The following is a 16,330-nucleotide window of genomic DNA, read 5'->3' on the forward strand; positions in this document are numbered from 1 at the left end:
TGGATTGAGATGTCGACATGTGGAACCATCACGCGCATTTTCACGTGATCTTATACAAGACGACACGGTCGCGGACCATCGGACTCTCGCGCGCGGATAGAGCGTTTCACCGTTTCTCGGAAACCGCGAAAAATGCGCTATTTCGTCGTCTTTGACGCAATTCCGGACGCAAGGCTAAGGCGAAGTCCCGGGACCTGACCGTTTCACACTTTTCCCTGGCTTGCGCAAAGAGGGGGACGCGGCCGACGGGCGGTCCGCAATTCCAGCAAATGTCAGACCGCGGCTTCCAGGACCATCTCGGTGCGCGCCAGGAGTTCCAGCGCCGCGTCCACCACTGGATCGACTTCCAGGCGCCAGACGCAGCATGCCTTGCTCGGGTCGGTCCGGCGGCACAGGTCGCCCCCGATGCAGTCGCAAGGCATCGATGGCCGCAACGAAATGCTGGGCACGCCGACCGGCGCCCAAAGGACCGGGTTGGTCAGGCCGAACAGGCCGACGACCGGCGTTCCGGCCGCTGCTGCCATATGCATGGGTCCGCTTTCGTTGCCGAGAAACAGCCGCGCCTCCCTGAGCAGCGCCAGCAGCATTTCCAGCCGCAGCGTGCCCGCCAGGTTGACGACGGGCGTCTTCGCCGCGGCCATGATCCTGTCGGTCGCCTCAACCTCGTCCGGACCGCCGACCAGGACCACGCGCAGGCCGGTTTCGCGGACGATTCTGTCGATTGTCTCGGCAAAGCGTTCCGGCTGCCACCGCCGCCCCGCGAAGCTTGCTCCGGCATGGACCGCAACAAAAGCGTTTGGCTGGATCTGGTGCCTGGCAAGCAAGGCCAGGACGCGCGTCGTCTCGAAGGGCAGCGGCCGGATGGCCGGCGCCCTGACGCGCAGATCGATGCCCAGCGCCTCCAGCGGAGACAAATAACGGTAGAGATAGTGCTTCTTGCCGAATCCGAACGGCTTCATCCTGACGTTGGCCGGTTGACGCTCGTGCCAGCGCAAAGGCCGCTCCGTCGGAAAATAGCCGACCCTGACCGGAGCGTTGACCAGTCCGGAAATGATCCGCGAGGTCTTGGAATCTGTGATGTCGACGATCATATCGAAGCGGTGCTGCCGCAACGTGCGCACCATCCGGAAGAGCTCGCGCCCCCGCTCGAGCGGCGAGCCACGCATCTTGGCACGGCTGAAGGGGACGACCTCGGAAGCTATGCCATGGGCAGTCAGGAAGCCGGCGAAATGGGCTTCGCAGAGAAACACGATCCTGACGCCCGGATATTGAAGCTGCAGGTTCTTCGCCAACGCCGAGGCAAGCACGATGTCGCCAATGAACTTGGTCTGCAGGATTAGGATCGATCGGTAAACGGATGGGGAAATCTGCAACATGGGTTTTCCGACACAAATAAATTCGGTGCCGGAAAGTCGCTTGGAACGATGTCGAGATTCAGGGCCGTCACGCGCACGTTCGCGTGACATTGCATACAAAACCGTAAGGTGTCGGGACGTCAGGCCTGTTTTGCCGCGCCCTTCGCCGCCGCCACTGCCGCCTGCGCGGCGGCCAGCCTGGCGATCGGCACGCGGTAGGGCGAGCACGACACGTAGTCGAGGCCGACCTCCTCGCAGAAACGGATCGAGGCCGGATCGCCGCCATGTTCGCCGCAGATGCCGAGCTTGATGCCCGGCCGCGTCGTCTTGCCCTTTTCGGCCGCGATCCGCACCAGCTCGCCGACGCCGTCAATGTCGAGCGACACGAACGGATCCTGTTCGATGATGCCCTTCTGCCGGTAGGTTTCGAGGAAGGACGCCGCATCGTCGCGCGAGATGCCGAACGTGGTCTGCGTCAAATCATTGGTGCCGAAGGAGAAGAATTCGGCCGCTTCGGCAATGACATGCGCGCGGATCGCCGCGCGCGGCAATTCGATCATCGTGCCGGTCAGATAATCGATCTTGGTGCCGGTCTCCTGCATGACGCTTTGCGCGACCGCATCGATGCGCGCCTTGACGTATTGCAATTCCTTCACCAGGCCGACCAGCGGCACCATGATCTCCGGCACGACCAGCGCGCCGGCCTTGTGGCCGGCCTCGACCGCCGCCTCGAAGATGGCGCGCGCCTGCATCTCGGCGATCTCGGGATAGGAGACAGCGAGCCGGCAGCCGCGATGACCCAGCATCGGGTTGAATTCGTGCAGCGCTTCCGTGCGCTGCCTGAGCTTGTCGGCCGACACGTTCATGGCGGAGGCGACCTCGGCGAGCTCGGCCTCGGTCTTCGGCAGGAATTCGTGCAGCGGCGGGTCGAGCAGACGGATCGTCACCGGCAGGCCGGCCATGATCTCGAACAGCTCGAGAAAGTCCGAGCGCTGCATGGGCAAGAGCTTGTCCAAGGCCGCACGCCTGTCCTTCTCGGTGTCGGCCAGGATCATCTCGCGCATGGCGACGATACGGTCGCCATCGAAGAACATGTGCTCGGTGCGGCAAAGCCCGATGCCCTCGGCGCCGAAAGAGCGCGCCATGCGGGCATCGAGCGGCGTTTCGGCGTTGGTGCGCACCTTCATGCGGCGCGCGGCGTCGGCCCATTCCATGATGGCGGCGAAATCGCCCGACAGCTCCGGCTGCAGCATGGCGACCGCCCCTTTGAGCACCTGGCCGTTGCCGCCATCGATGGTGATGATGTCGCCTTTGCGGAAAGTCTGGCCCATCGAGAGCAGCGTGCCGGCCTTGTAGTCGACACGCAGCGAGCCGGCGCCGGACACGCAGGGCTTGCCCATGCCGCGTGCCACCACCGCGGCGTGGCTGGTCATGCCGCCGCGCGTGGTGAGGATGCCTTCGGCGGCATGCATGCCGTGGATGTCCTCCGGGCTGGTTTCGATGCGCACCAGGATTACCTTGCGGCCTTGCGCCCTGGCGTCCTCGGCATCGCTGGAGGAAAAAACGATCTCGCCGGTGGCGGCGCCGGGCGACGCCGGCAGGCCCGTGCCTATGACATCGCGCGCGGCATTCGGGTCGATGGTCGGATGGAGCAGTTGATCGAGCGAGGCCGGATCGATGCGGGCGACCGCCTCCTCCCTGGTGATCAGCCCATCCTTCGCCATCTCGACGGCAATCTTCAGCGCAGCCTTGGCGGTGCGCTTGCCGGAGCGGGTCTGCAACATCCACAATTTGCCGCGCTCGATGGTGAATTCGAGATCCTGCATGTCGCGGTAGTGCTTTTCCAGCCGGTCGGAGATGTCGACGAAAGCCTGGAAGGCGTCAGGCATAAGCTTCTGCAGCGACGGCTTGTCGGAGCCGGCGGCGATGCGCGCCGCCTCGGTGATGTTCTGTGGCGTGCGGATGCCGGCCACCACGTCCTCGCCCTGGGCATTGACCAGGAATTCGCCGTAGAGCTGCCTCTCGCCGGTCGAGGGATTGCGCGTGAAGGCGACGCCGGTGGCCGACGTGTCGCCCATATTGCCGAATACCATGGCCTGGACGTTGACGGCGGTGCCCCAGCTTTCCGGGATGTCGTGCAGGCGCCGGTAGGTGATGGCGCGGTTGTTCATCCAGCTCGAGAACACGGCGCCGATCGCCCCCCAGAGCTGCTCCTGCGGATCTTGCGGGAACGGCTTGCCGAGCTCTTCCTCGACCTTGGTCTTGTAGAGCGAAATCACGCCTTGCCATTCCTGGGCCGTCAGGCCGGTGTCGAGCTCATGGCCGAGGCTCGCCTTCTGGTCCTCGAGGATCTCCTCGAACACTTCGTGGTCCAGGCCCATGACCACGTCGGAATACATCTGGATGAAGCGGCGGTAGCTGTCATAGGCGAAACGCGCATCCCCGGAATCGGCGGCCAAAGCCTCGACCGTCTCGTCGTTGAGGCCGAGATTGAGCACCGTATCCATCATGCCGGGCATCGAGGCGCGAGCACCGGAGCGCACGGAGACCAGAAGCAGCTTCGACGGGTCGCCGAAGCGGCGGCCGGTAATCCGGCCGATATGGTCGAGAGCGGAGACGACGTCCGTCTCGAGCCCGCCGGGATAGGTGCGGCCGTTGGCGTAATAGGCGTTGCAGACCTCCGTGGTGATGGTGAAACCGGGCGGCACCGGCAGCCCAAGGCTGCACATCTCGGCCAGATTGGCACCCTTGCCGCCGAGAAGGTTGCGGTCGCCGGCACGGCCCTCGGCGGCGCCGTCGCCGAAGGTGTAAACCCACTTGGTCATGCTTGCCCTCCAGTTCGTGGGAGATAGAAACATCCGGATGATGGCCGTTTCCCGCCTTCCCCGCTCCGAGCGATAGGATGCTGCACTGCGAAAGGCAAGGCACCGGCAATCAACCACTGCGGCTACAATCGATTAAGCAAAAGCTGCGTCAAAAAGACTTGCTGGAGGGAAACGACCGATATAGAACATAACGGGAACGCAGTGGAGTAGCGTGATGAAACTCAATGGAAAACTCGACTATCTTGAACTGCCGGCGACGGGCGGCACGCTGGACAGCGTCAAATCTTTCTACAGCGCCGCCTTTTCATGGTCGTTCACCGACTACGGCCCGACTTATTCCGCCTTTGCCGAAGGGCTCGACGGCGGCTTCCAGGCGGATGCCGGCGAGGCGCCGGCCAAGCCGCTTCCGGTGCTTTATTCCGAGAGCCTCGAGGAAACGCTGGATGCGGTCGAGAGCGCCGGCGGCACCATCGTCAAGCCGATTTTCGCCTTTCCCGGCGGCAGGCGATTCCATTTCACCGATCCGGCCGGCAACGAACTGGCCGTTTGGGGACATTAGAGCGCTTCACCGTTTTACTGAAACGGTAAACCGCTCTAACTCTTTGATTTTACGCAATTCCGGACGGAAAGCCGCTCACACTTTTCCTGGAATTGCTCCAGGAAAGACGCGGATTTCGAGTTGTTTTTGCTGTTGACAGCCGGGGGGCAGCCGGGCTCATTCCATTGAGCGGCGGCAATCTTCCAACAGCAAAGCAGACTGATGAAATTCGGCTCAAGCGGCGTTCGGGGTTTGGCTTCCGAATTGGTGGGAAGGCCAAGCGGACTTTATACCGAGGGTTTCGCCCGGCGCTTGCGGTCGACCGGATTTCAGCAAGGCAAGGTCTTCGTCGGGCGCGATTTGCGCGACAGCAGTCCAACGATTGCCGAAGACTGCATGGCGGCATTGGCCGCGGCCGGCTTCCAACCGGTCGATTGCGGTCCCATCCCCACGCCCGCGCTCGCCTTTTACGCCCGCCTGCACGGCGCTGCGGCGCTTATGGTGACCGGGTCGCATATTCCCGCCGACCGCAACGGCATCAAATTCTATGGGCCGAGGGGCGAGATCGACAAGGCGGACGAGGCCGCCATCACCCGTCACGTCGCGGAACTGTCGGATCGATATCCCTGGCCTCCAGCCCATGCGGACCGGCAAGCCGGCCATGAACAGGCGCTCGCGGCCTTTCGAGATCGTGTCGATGGCATTCTGCCCGCTCGCGCCCTTTCCGGAATGCGTCTCGGCGTTTACCAGCACAGCACCGTTGCGGCGGAGCTGCTGGTTGAGGTCCTGCGGTCCTACGGCGCCGAGGTGATCCCCGTCGGGAAAGCGGAAACCTTCGTGCCCATCGATACGGAGGCCGTCGGCCAGGAAACGATGGCGAGGGTGAAAGGCTGGGTGCGCGAATTCGAATTCGACGCCGTGCTCTCTGCCGACGCCGATGCCGATCGCCCGCTTGTCATCGACGACAGTGGCGAACTGTTCCGCGGCGACCTGATCGGGCTGGCCACGGCGCTGTTCCTCAAGGCCGACATTGTGGTGACGCCGATCACCTCCAATTCAGGCATCTCCGAGGCTTTCGGATTCGGCGTCAGGAGAACGAAGGTCGGATCCCCTTTCGTCATAGCGGAAATGGACGCCGCGCGGCAGGCAGGCGGCATTGTCGTCGGCTTCGAAGCCAATGGCGGGGTTCTTCTGGGGTCGGACTGCGTGGTGAACGGCAAGGCTTTGTCGGCGCTGCCGACACGGGATTCGTTTTTGCCGATCCTGGCGGTGCTGGGCACGATGGCATCGTCCGGAAAATCGCTTTCCGGCCTGCGCGAAACCTGGAGCCTTCCGGTCTGCGCCAGCGAACGGCTCGAGAACTTCTCTGTCGAGAAATCGCGCGGCTTGATGCGAAAGCTCGCCGACCGCGATGGCTTGCAGCACTTCCTTGCTCCCTTCGGCAGCGTCTTGGGCGTCGATGAGACCGACGGTCTCAGGGCACGGATGACCAGCGGCGAGATCATCCATCTGCGGCCTTCCGGCAACGCTCCCGAATTTCGGTGCTATGCCGAGGCCGCCAGCCATGACAGGGCGAGCGAGATTGTGGCAATGGTGCTCGAACGAGCGCGCGACACCACACTGGCAGATGAATCAGAAGCCGTATAACGAAGATGGAGCCGGCGATCGCCGCAGGCTTGGGGCGCGGCCCGCTCTACAATAACGGGGACACGTGCCCCACGTCTCGCTCGAGCCCTGAGAGCATCGATGACAAGAACGGCGTTGATAACCGGCATTACGGGGCAGGATGGCGCCTATCTGGCGCAACTCCTGCTTTCGAAGGGTTACCGAGTCCACGGGCTGGCGCGGCGGTCGAGCACAGCCGACGTCAACACCATGCGCCTGAAATGGCTGGGGATCGAGAACGACGTGCGGATCGTGGACGGCAACCTGACGGACCTGTCGGGTCTTAGTCGAACCATGCGCGACGTAAGGCCGGACGAGGTCTACAACCTGGCCGCACAGTCTTTCGTCAGATCCTCGTGGCAGCAGCCGATCCTGACAGGCAACGTCACCGGTATCGGCGTCACCAATGTTCTCGAGGCGCTGCGTCTCGAGAACCCCGAGGCGCGTTTCTACCAGGCATCGTCGTCGGAGATGTACGGCCTTATCCAGGAGCCGGTGCAGTCGGAGACCACGCCTTTCCATCCCCGCTCTCCCTATGCGGTGGCGAAGGTCTACGGTCACTGGATCACCGTCAATTATCGCGAGAGCTTCGGCCTGCACGCTTCGAGCGGCATCCTGTTCAATCACGAATCGCCGCTTCGCGGCATCGAATTCGTGACACGCAAAGTCACGGACGCCGTCGCGCGCATCAAGAAGGGCCTGGCAAGGGAACTGCGCCTGGGCAACATCGACGCCAAACGCGACTGGGGCCACTCCAGGGATTATGTCCGCGCCATGTGGCTGATGCTGCAGCAGGATCAGCCCGACGACTATGTGGTCGCCACCGGCAGGACGACGACGGTGCGCGATATGTGCAGGATCGCGTTCGAGCATGTAGGGCTGGAGATGGATGACCATCTTGTCATCGATCCCGACCTGTTCAGGCCGGCGGAAGTCGAAATCCTTCGCGGCAATCCGGCCAAGGCAAAGGCGAAGCTCGGATGGGAAGCGACGATCTCCCTGGAGGATATGATCCGCGAAATGGTGGACGCCGATCTGGCGCGCCACTCGGCTGCCAGGAATTGAAAGGAAGCTCTTGCATCAATAGGTCGATGACTTGACGCACCGTCTTCCGTCACGCATCCGCATTCGGACAATTCGTCGTGGTCCGTGAGGCCGACATGCGCGTTTTGATAACCGGCGCCAACGGTTTCGTCGGGCCCTATGTGGGCGACGCGCTGCGCAGGATTTGCGGCCGCAAAATTGTCATTGCCGCGACCTCCAAGGATGGTGGACCGCATCCCGCTTTCGGCCAGGTCGAAGAACTGGACGTGACCGATCCGGCCGCCGTCCATGATGCCATTGCCCGTCACCAGCCCACCCATGTCATTCACATGGCGGCGGTCGCGGCCCTGGGTGCCGCCCAGGCCGATCCCCGCAACACATGGCGCATTCATGTGGACGGCGCGCTCAACGTGGCCCATGCCATCCTCGACAAAGCACCGGACTGCTGGCTGGTTCATGTCGGATCGGGCCTGGTCTATGGCGAAAGCGCCAAGACCGGACGCCCGCTCGACGAAAGCACGCTGCTTGCTCCGATCGACGACTACGCCGTGACCAAGGCCGCGGCCGACCTCGCGCTCGGCGCGCTTTCGCGCCAGGGATTGAAGTGTGTCCGAATGCGCCCCTTCAACCATACGGGCCCGGGCCAGACCGAGGCATTTGCCGTGCCGGCCTTCGCCATGCAGATCGCCCGGATCGAAGCGGGCCTTGCTCCGCCGGTGATCCGCGTCGGCAATCTCGACGCGAGGCGCGATTTCCTGGATGCGCGCGACATCGCCAACGCCTATGCGCGTGCGGTTCTGAAGAGCCGCGATCTTGCGCCGAACGCCATTTTCAACCTTGCGTCCGGCCTCTCCTGGCGGATGGGAGACATCCTCGATCGTCTGCTGGCCCGCAGCAGCGTCAAGATCGTCACGGAGCAGGATCCGCTGCGGCTGCGGCCGAGCGATCTGCCCTGCATCGTCGGCGATGCGACCCGCGCCCGGACCCTGCTCGGCTGGGCACCCGAGCATTCTTTCGAGGATACGCTTGCGGCCGTCCTGGAGGATTGCCGCGCGCGCGTGGCCCAGGCGTAGGCAATGATGCATCGCCTGCTTCCCTGAACCCGGAGCTGAGCCGCTCGCGGCCTGCACCGCCCGAAGCTGCCGCGCGACGCGTGCGGCTTACGATCCACCGCCGGGCGATCGGCGACAAACTGGCCGGAAATGGCGGCCCCGCCTCACTGCCGATTTTAGTTGATCTCCCGGCATTGAGCTTTGCGCCGCCTCGTCCTATAAGGCCGCGCGCAGCGCGGCATGCCCGCCTGCTGGGGCGTCGCCAAGTGGTAAGGCATCGGTTTTTGGTACCGACATTCCCAGGTTCGAATCCTGGCGCCCCAGCCAACCTCCACATCAGCGCCAAGCTCGAACGGACGATCGGCCAAGGCGTTTGAAGCATCGCGTGGTTCGACCGGAAAGCCGGTCGGGCATTAGGCGCCTTGAATGGCGATTGCGGTGGTGAGCAGGATCAGACTCAGCATCGCCAGTGCCGCGCGGATAACGTGCGATAGTTCCCAGCGGTTGCGCAGCGCCGTCCACTCCTGCGCTGGTGGGAGCGGAGCTCCGTCGCTGCCTTCAGTCGCGAAGAAGCGCTTGGCCGGCGCGTTCAATTCCACGTCCTGCAGCCAGTGCTTGTTGACCGGCTGGGTCATGAACCAGAAGACAAACTGCATGGCGAGGAGCGCGATCAAGGCGCCGGCGATCAGCCAGACATGGAGCGCACCGCTCGACGTCAGCATCAGCGCAAAAGTCGCGAGGATCCCACCGATCTCCGCGATGCCGCCTCCAATCGTGAAACCCGGGTAGTAGATGCGTTGGACAACGAAATACTCTTGCCTGCCGAGTCGCAACTTGCCCGGCAGCTCCAGCGCGTGGGCGAGCGCCATGGCCATCGCACCGGCCACAAGGACGACGGTCAGGACCTCCAGAAAGACATACATCGGATCGGCCTCTCACTCCAGCTCGAGCGCTTGTGCGGGAGCAACCTCGTCAAGACCGAACGTGATCCTGCCGACCGGGTTCCCATCGGCGTACGCTCCAATTCGGCTGGGCGGCGCGCTGTATGGGCCGTGAGCTGGGCGAAACACCGCGATCGTTTCGACGCCAACCATCGGCCTAAACCTTTTCCGCCGACAGGCGTTGTTCGTTCCAGACGGACCGACAAACACCGTTCGGAGAGGTTTCAACCGATGTATTTCATGGCACTGGCCACCGATTATGATGGCACGCTGGCGCATGATGGCCTTGTCGCGGCCAGCACGATCTTGGCACTGGAGAAGCTGAAGAAGTCCGGGCGCAAGCTGATCCTGGTCACCGGGCGGGAACTGCCCGATCTCAAGGAGGTGTTTCCCGAACTTTCCCTGTTCGACAAGGTGGTCGCCGAAAACGGCGCGCTGGTCTACACGCCGGCCAGCGAGGAAGAGCGCACGATCGCCCCCTCGCCTTCCGCGGATCTTGTCGACAGACTCAAGAAGCGCGGCGTGAAGCCGCTGTCCGTCGGCCGCTCGATCGTCGCCACCTGGGAGCCACACCAAGCCACCGTGCTCGACGTCATCAAGCAGCTTGGGCTGGAGCTGGAGATCATCTTCAACAAGGGCGCGGTGATGATCCTGCCTTCCGGCATCAACAAGGCGACCGGGTTGGCGGCAGCGCTCGACGACCTGAAGCTGTCGCCGCACAATGTCGTGGCCGTCGGCGACGCCGAAAACGACCACGCCTTCCTCAGGGCTTCGGGCTGCAGCGTCGCGGTGGCCAATGCGCTGCCCGCCGTCAAGGAAACCGCCGACCTCGTCACCAAGGAAACGCGCGGCAAGGGCGTCGAGGAGCTGATCCGCAGGCTGGTCAAGCACGATCATCTGCTGGCTAAAAAACGCTTGCGCGGCGTGCTGCTCGGGACCTCACGCGGCAAGGACATCTACTTGTCGCCGATGGAAACAGTGCTGATCGCCGGCAGCTCGGGCATCGGCAAATCGACCTTGGCCACGGCGCTCACCGAGCGGCTGGTCGAAAAGGGTTTGCAATTCTGCATTTTCGACCCCGAGGGCGACTATGACGGACTGAAAGGCGCGGTGCCGCTCGGCAACAGCTCGACTGCACCGAACAAGGAACAGTTGCTGGAATTGATCGAGAAACCGCAGACCAATATCGTGGTCAACGGCCTGGCGCTGAAGGTCGATGAGAGGCCCGATTTCTTCGCTGAATTGCTGCCGGGCCTCGGCAATGTCCGCTATCGCACGGCAAGGCCGCACTGGCTGATCATCGACGAGGCGCATCATTTGATGCCCAAGCGACGCGGGGATACGCGATCCGTGCTTTCGATCGAGCTGCCCGGCACGGTGCTGATTACCGTCCATCCGGAAGCGATCTCGACCGATGCGCTCGGCCTGGTGACGGCGGTGATTGCGCTTGGGCCCAAGGCGAAGGGCGTGATCAAGACCTTCTGCAAGGAAACGGGGCTCCAGGCTCCAAAGAGCATTCCGTTGCCCAAGGGCGACCGGGTGCTGTTCTGGCGGCCGCACGACGGCAAGAAGCCGTTCACGGTAAAGGCAATCGAGCCCGATCAGTCGCTGAAGCGCCACAGCCGCAAATATGCCGAGGGCGAGCTCGACGAGGCAGGCAGCTTCTACTTCACCGGTCCGAGGAAGGCGATGAACCTCAGGGCCCACAATCTCATCATCTTCGCGCAGATGGCGGAAGGCATCGACGACAAGACATGGGAATACCATCTGCGCGCCGGCGACTATTCCAAATGGTTCCGCCAACAGATCAGGGACAAGGACCTCGCCCGAGAAACGGCTGAGGCGGAGAAGAACAAGGCATTATCGGCCGACGAGAGCCGCAAGCTGGTGATCGACGCCGTGCGGCGGCGCTACACGGCGCCTGCTACGGCTGCGGAGAAGTAGAGCAGGTTCGCCGGCCTGACCGGCCGAGCTTTCAGCTCGCCTCGCGCATCGCCTCGGCCGCCTGCAAGTCCACCGAAACCAGCTGGCTGACGCCCTGCTCGGCCATGGTAACGCCGAACAGCCGGTCCATGCGCGCCATGGTGATGGGATTGTGGGTGATGATGACGAAGCGCGTCTCGGTGGTCTTCGACATCTCGTCCATCAAATTGCAGAAGCGCTCGACATTGTGATCGTCGAGCGGCGCGTCGACCTCGTCGAGCACGCAGATCGGCGCCGGATTGGTGAGGAAGACGGCGAAGATCAGCGACATCGCCGTCAGCGCCTGCTCGCCGCCCGACAGCAGCGTCATGGTCTGCGGCTTCTTGCCAGGCGGGCGGGCGAGGATTTCCAGCCCCGCTTCCAGCGGATCTTCCGACTCGATCAGCTGCAATTCGGCCGTTCCGCCGCCGAAGAGATGCGAGAAGAGCCGCTGGAAATGGCCGTTGACCACCTCGAAGGCCGACAGCAACCGCTCGCGGCCCTCGCGGTTGAGGCTCTGGATCGCCTGGCGCAGCTTGCGGATCGCCTCGATGATGTCCTCGCGCTCGGAAACGATGATTTCCAGCCTGTCGGACAGTTCCTTCTGCTCCTCCTCGGCGCGCAGGTTCACGGCGCCGAGCCGCTCGCGCTCGATCTTCAGCCGGTCGAGCTGGCGTTCGATCTCGGCCATGTCGGGCATCGGATCGTCGGCTTCGAGGCCGGTATGCTTGATGACCAGATGCGGCGGCGTGTTCAGCGCCTCCTGGATGCGCGCCTCGACCTCGGCGCGGCGTTCATCCGCCGCGGTCAGCCGCTCCTCGGCGCGAACGCGGGTTTCGCGCGATTCGGCGAGCGACTGGATGGCAGCGGTGGCCGCCTTGTCGAGCTCCGCCTGCTTGTTTTCCGCCTCCTGCAGGCGGTCACCGGCAGCTTTGCGCAGCGCCTCGGCCTCGGAAAGCTGCGTCAGCAGGGCACGGCGCTTGGCGTCGATCTCGTCGGGCGCATCGGCCAGCCGCTCGCGCTCGGCTTCGGCCTCCGCCTTGCGCTCGCCAAGGGCGGCGATCTGCGTCGAGGCATTTTCGGCGCGCTCCAGCCAGCTTTTGCGCTCGGCACCGATGGCGTCCAACCGGCGAATGCGCGCCTCGGCCTCGCGCCGCAGCCCTTCATGCACGGCGCGTGCATCGGCAAGCGTGGCGCGGTCGCGTGAGACGTTGGCGGAAGCCTGTTCGAGCTGAAGCTGCAGGTCGCCGAGATCGGGCGCGTCCTTCAGCATCTCCTCGGCTTCGAGGAAGGAGGCCTGCGTCTCCTCGTGGCTGTCAACGATGCGAGCGCGTGCCTCTTCTAGCGCGGCGCGCCGGCTCAACAGCTCGCCGCCAGCCTTCTCGGCCTCGGCCAGCGCGTTACGCGCGGCATCCAGCGTATGCTGGGCATCGCGGCCGGCCTGGCGCGCATTGCGCTCGGCCTCACTTGCCTGGCGCATCGCCTGCTCGGCGCGAGCCAGCGCTTCCTCGGCCTCGCGCACGACGCGCGTCGCCTGCACGGCTTCGGCATCGAGCTCGGCCAGGCGGTTCTTCTGCGCCAGCCGCTGCGCGGCGGGGGTCGGGGCATCGGCGCTCGCGGTCAGGCCGTCCCAGCGCCAGAGCGCGCCGTCGCGGCTGACCAGCCGCTGGCCGGGCGCAAGCTGCGCCTGAATACGACGGCCGTCGGCGCCGTCGACGATGCCGACCTGCGCCAGACGGCGCGCAAGCTGCGCCGGCGCGCGCACCACGCTGGCAAGGCTCTTCACGCCTTCAGGCAGCGCCGCATCGCCGGGCTGCACCGCGCTTTCGCCCCAATGCACCGGGGCGCTGCGGTCGAGCGGGACGTCGAGATCCTCGCCGAGGGCCGCGCCAAGCGCGGTTTCATAGCCGCGCTCGACATTGATCTGCTCCAGCACGGACGGAAAGAGATCGCCACTGGCGGCGTTGAGGATCTTGGCCAGCGTGCGCGCTTCGGTCTCGATGCGCGCCAGTTCGGCCCTTGCATCCTGCAGCGGCGGGCGGGCCGCGCTTTCGGCGGCGCGAGCCTCGGCGACGGCCTGCTCGGCGGAAATGGCGCCGGCCTCGCTCTCTTCCAGCCGAGCCAGCGCGTCCTCGACCAGCAGGCGCTTTTCGGCCGGATCGGGCAGGCCGGAAATCCGCGCGACGATATCGGAAAGCTCGCGGTCGACGTCGGCGAGCTGGCGCGCGAAGCGGTCGCGGCGCTCGGCGGTCTCGCGCAAGCTACGCTCGATCTGGTGGCGCGAGGCAGCCGCCTCGGCGCGCTCGGCGGTCAGCGCGGCAAGTTTTGCCTCGCTTTGCGAGAGCGTCGCGCCGGCCTGCTCGAAGGCGGCGCGCGTGGTCGCCTCGCGCTCGGCAGCACCTGCATTTTCCGAGTTGAGCTCGGCTTCCTCGGTGCGCAGGCGCTCGAGGATGTCGGCATTGTCGCGCACCATCCGCTCCTCGCGGGCGATGTCGGCGTCGAGCTGCTGCAGCCGGCGTTCGAGCTCGGTCTGGCGGGCGCGGATGCGGCCGGCCTCTTCCTCGATCTGGGTCTTGGCGATCGACAGGCGCTGGAAGGCGGCGGCGGCGGCGGCTTCGGCGTCGCGCAGATCGGGCAGCCGGTGCGCGGCGATGCCCTGCTCCCTGGCCGCCGCCATCTGGGCGGCGGCGCGGTCGCCGACCAGCGTCGTGGCGACGGCAAGCGCTGAACGCGCCTCGCCTTCCTGCGCCTTGGCCAGCGTCCAGCGCAGATGCAAGAGCGTTGCCTCGGCCTTGCGGATATCGGCCGACAAGTTCTTGAAGCGCGAGGCCTGGCGCGCCTGGCGCTTCAGGCTCTCGATCTGGCCTTCCAGCTCGCCGACGACGTCGTCCAGCCGCTCGAGATTCTGCTCGGCACCCTTCAGTCTGAGCTCGGCTTCATGACGGCGCGTGTGCAGGCCGGAAATGCCTGCCGCCTCTTCGAGCAGCGCGCGACGGGCCTGGGGCTTGGCCTGGATCAGCTCGCCGATGCGGCCCTGCCCGACCATCGAGGGCGAGCGCGCGCCGGTCGATTGGTCGGCGAACAGAAGCTGCACGTCCTTGGCGCGCGCTTCCTTGCCGTTGATGCGGTAGAGCGAGCCCGCCTCGCGCTCGATGCGGCGCGACACCTGCAGCTCATCGGCATCGTTGAAGGCGGCGGGTGCCGTGCGGTCGGTGTTGTCGAGGAAAAGCGTGACTTCGGCGGTGTTGCGCGCAGGCCGCGCACCCGAGCCCGAGAAGATCACGTCGTCCATGCCGGACGCGCGCATGTTCTTGTAGGAGCTTTCGCCCATCACCCAGCGCAGCGCTTCGACGAGGTTCGACTTGCCGCAGCCGTTCGGCCCGACAATGCCGGTCAGCCCGCGTTCGATGACGAACTCGCCGGGCTCAACGAAGGACTTGAAACCAAGGAGGCGAAGGCGCGAAAACTTCATTCGCGCCGCCCAACACTACAGGGGTGCGCGCCAAAGCCGGACCGCTTCGGCGCGGCCTGGATGTCAGAGCAGAGGGTCGATGATGGCCGACATTTCCTCAATCGACATCGCCCCTTTGTAGGTCTTTCCATTGATGAAGAAGGTCGGCGTCGAGTCGACCTTGAACTCGTCCGCTCCGCGTTTCTGGACTGCTCTCACATCGTCCAGAAGTTTCTGGTCCGTCAAGCAGGACTCAAAGGACTCCTGTGTAAAACCGGCAAGCTTCGAGATCTGCAGCAGCGCTTCCTTGGTATTGCTGACGCCAACCCAGCTCGGCTGCTGCTTGAACAGCACGTCGACCATGGCGAAGTAATTATCCTTCGAGCAGCGCGCCAGCATGAAGCCGGCCTCCGCGCTCGGGTCGAATGGGAATTCGCGCAGGATGTAACGGACCTTGCCGGTGTCGATGTATTTCGATTTCAACTGAGGGAAGGTGGTGTCGTTGAAATGCGCGCAATGCGGGCAGGTCATCGATGCGTATTCGACGATTGTGACCTTGGCGTCGTCCTTGCCGAGCTGCTTGTCGGGCAGCGCGCCGGGCTTCAGCAGCTCCGCCATGTCGACGGTGCCCTGCGCCTCGGGCACCTGGGCCGCCGCCGGCGTCGCGGCCGGCTTGGCAGGCGTCGACGGGTTGGCCGGCTTCACATCGGCGGCCTTGGCCTCCTCGCCGGAGTCGCTGCATGCTGCAAGCAGCGCCACCGCAGGAACAGCAGCCAGCGTGGTCAGAAGGTTTCTGCGAGACAGACTTTTGCCAAACGGGGCACGGTTCATGCGAATCACCTGATATCGGTTGGATTTTGCAATGCAAGGGCTAGAAAAGGCGAGAGTTGGCGCGAATTAAGGCATCGCGATCCTCAATCCAATCGGGAAACTTGATCACAAGCATCACGAATGCGCGAGATCGGTAACGCATTCATGACGCTTCTTACGACCCTTTGGGCTTCCTTTCACCCATAATTGTAGCGCCGAGCCGCTCCAGCGAAGCGCGCAGGCCGTCGTCCTCGATCTTGCCGACCATGCGCGAAAGCTTCGATTTTTCGGCCTCGCTCAAAGGCCGCGGCGCTGGCTTTGGGCGCGCCTTTTGCGAAAGCACCGGTTTTTGCAGGATCTTGATGCGGCCGACCGCGTTGAAACCCAGGAAGGCGTTGACGCGGTTGATCACCTCGCCGGCCTCGTGCTGCAGATGCAGCGCGGCCATGCCCTCGCAGGCGATGATCAATGTCGCCGGCTCGAACGGGTCGTCCTCATGCAGCCGGCGCGGCCACTGGATCTTTTCCGGCCGCGAGTAGGCAGCAAGGCGCGGTCCGGCGATCTCTTCCCAGGACTGTACCAACCCTATCGAGATGCCGGCGCGCTTCTTCAGCACCGGATCGAGGATCTCGGTCGCGAGATCGCTCACCGGAACGGGATTGCCGAAGGGCCTTTTCCCTGCCATGT

At 64.4% G+C, this 16,330-nt stretch carries 11 protein-coding genes and 1 tRNA gene; 6 read left to right on the forward strand and 6 right to left on the reverse strand.

Annotation, left to right across the window (positions count from 1 at the left end; genetic code table 11):
• Positions 1-272: 272 nt before the first annotated feature.
• Both LB529_RS26125 and ppdK read right to left on the reverse strand, forming a co-directional pair.
• Positions 273-1,376, reverse strand: a complete 1,104-nt coding sequence (locus LB529_RS26125; protein WP_224712737.1) for a glycosyltransferase family 9 protein — start codon at positions 1,374-1,376, stop codon at positions 273-275.
• A 119-nt stretch (positions 1,377-1,495) separates the two neighbouring features.
• Entirely contained in the window at positions 1,496-4,180 is a 2,685-nt protein-coding gene (ppdK, locus tag LB529_RS26130; RefSeq protein ID WP_224712738.1) for a pyruvate, phosphate dikinase, read from the reverse strand.
• Between the two features lie 214 nt (positions 4,181-4,394).
• Here ppdK and LB529_RS26135 point away from each other — a divergent pair, with 214 nt between their 5' ends.
• The 5 genes from LB529_RS26135 (at position 4,395) to LB529_RS26155 (ending at position 8,806) form a co-directional block, all read left to right on the forward strand.
• Positions 4,395-4,739 carry a VOC family protein gene (locus LB529_RS26135; protein ID WP_095766795.1) on the forward strand — a complete coding sequence of 115 codons (345 nt, stop codon included), beginning with the start codon at positions 4,395-4,397 and terminating at the stop codon, positions 4,737-4,739.
• A gap of 201 nt (positions 4,740-4,940) precedes the next feature.
• Positions 4,941-6,365 carry a phosphomannomutase gene (locus tag LB529_RS26140; RefSeq protein WP_224712739.1) on the forward strand — a complete coding sequence of 475 codons (1,425 nt, stop codon included), beginning with the start codon at positions 4,941-4,943 and terminating at the stop codon, positions 6,363-6,365.
• Positions 6,366-6,464: 99 nt separating this feature from the next.
• The gene (gmd, locus tag LB529_RS26145; protein ID WP_224637712.1) at positions 6,465-7,448 is read left to right on the forward strand and encodes a GDP-mannose 4,6-dehydratase; all 984 of its coding nucleotides are present in this window, start codon (positions 6,465-6,467) and stop codon (positions 7,446-7,448) included.
• A gap of 95 nt (positions 7,449-7,543) precedes the next feature.
• Positions 7,544-8,500 carry an NAD-dependent epimerase/dehydratase family protein gene (locus LB529_RS26150; RefSeq protein ID WP_224712740.1) on the forward strand — a complete coding sequence of 319 codons (957 nt, stop codon included), beginning with the start codon at positions 7,544-7,546 and terminating at the stop codon, positions 8,498-8,500.
• A gap of 231 nt (positions 8,501-8,731) precedes the next feature.
• Positions 8,732-8,806, forward strand: a tRNA-Gln gene (locus LB529_RS26155).
• A gap of 86 nt (positions 8,807-8,892) precedes the next feature.
• Here LB529_RS26155 and LB529_RS26160 read toward each other — a convergent pair.
• Positions 8,893-9,402 carry an anthrone oxygenase family protein gene (locus LB529_RS26160; protein ID WP_224628571.1) on the reverse strand — a complete coding sequence of 170 codons (510 nt, stop codon included), beginning with the start codon at positions 9,400-9,402 and terminating at the stop codon, positions 8,893-8,895.
• Between the two features lie 249 nt (positions 9,403-9,651).
• On the opposite strand from LB529_RS26160, the gene LB529_RS26165 reads away from it, so the two are divergent.
• Positions 9,652-11,364 (forward strand): HAD family hydrolase, encoded by a 1,713-nt coding sequence (locus LB529_RS26165; RefSeq protein WP_224712741.1) that lies wholly within the window; start codon positions 9,652-9,654, stop codon positions 11,362-11,364.
• 31 nt (positions 11,365-11,395) lie between these two features.
• Here the strand turns inward: LB529_RS26165 and smc are convergent, their stop codons facing one another.
• The 3 genes from smc to LB529_RS26180 all read right to left on the reverse strand — a co-directional run bounded on the left by smc (position 11,396) and on the right by LB529_RS26180 (position 16,328).
• Complete coding sequence (smc, locus tag LB529_RS26170; RefSeq protein WP_224712742.1) at positions 11,396-14,854, reverse strand: chromosome segregation protein SMC; 3,459 nt, start codon at positions 14,852-14,854, stop codon at positions 11,396-11,398.
• 63 nt (positions 14,855-14,917) lie between these two features.
• Positions 14,918-15,664: a DsbA family protein gene (locus tag LB529_RS26175; RefSeq protein WP_140847337.1), complete on the reverse strand. Its 747-nt coding sequence runs from the start codon at positions 15,662-15,664 to the stop codon at positions 14,918-14,920.
• 154 nt (positions 15,665-15,818) lie between these two features.
• Complete coding sequence (locus LB529_RS26180) at positions 15,819-16,328, reverse strand: DUF721 domain-containing protein (RefSeq protein ID WP_224637707.1); 510 nt, start codon at positions 16,326-16,328, stop codon at positions 15,819-15,821.
• Positions 16,329-16,330 lie beyond the last annotated feature (2 nt).

The organism is Mesorhizobium sp. CA5 (assembly GCF_020165105.1).
In the GTDB taxonomy this organism is placed as follows: Bacteria; Pseudomonadota; Alphaproteobacteria; order Rhizobiales; family Rhizobiaceae; genus Mesorhizobium.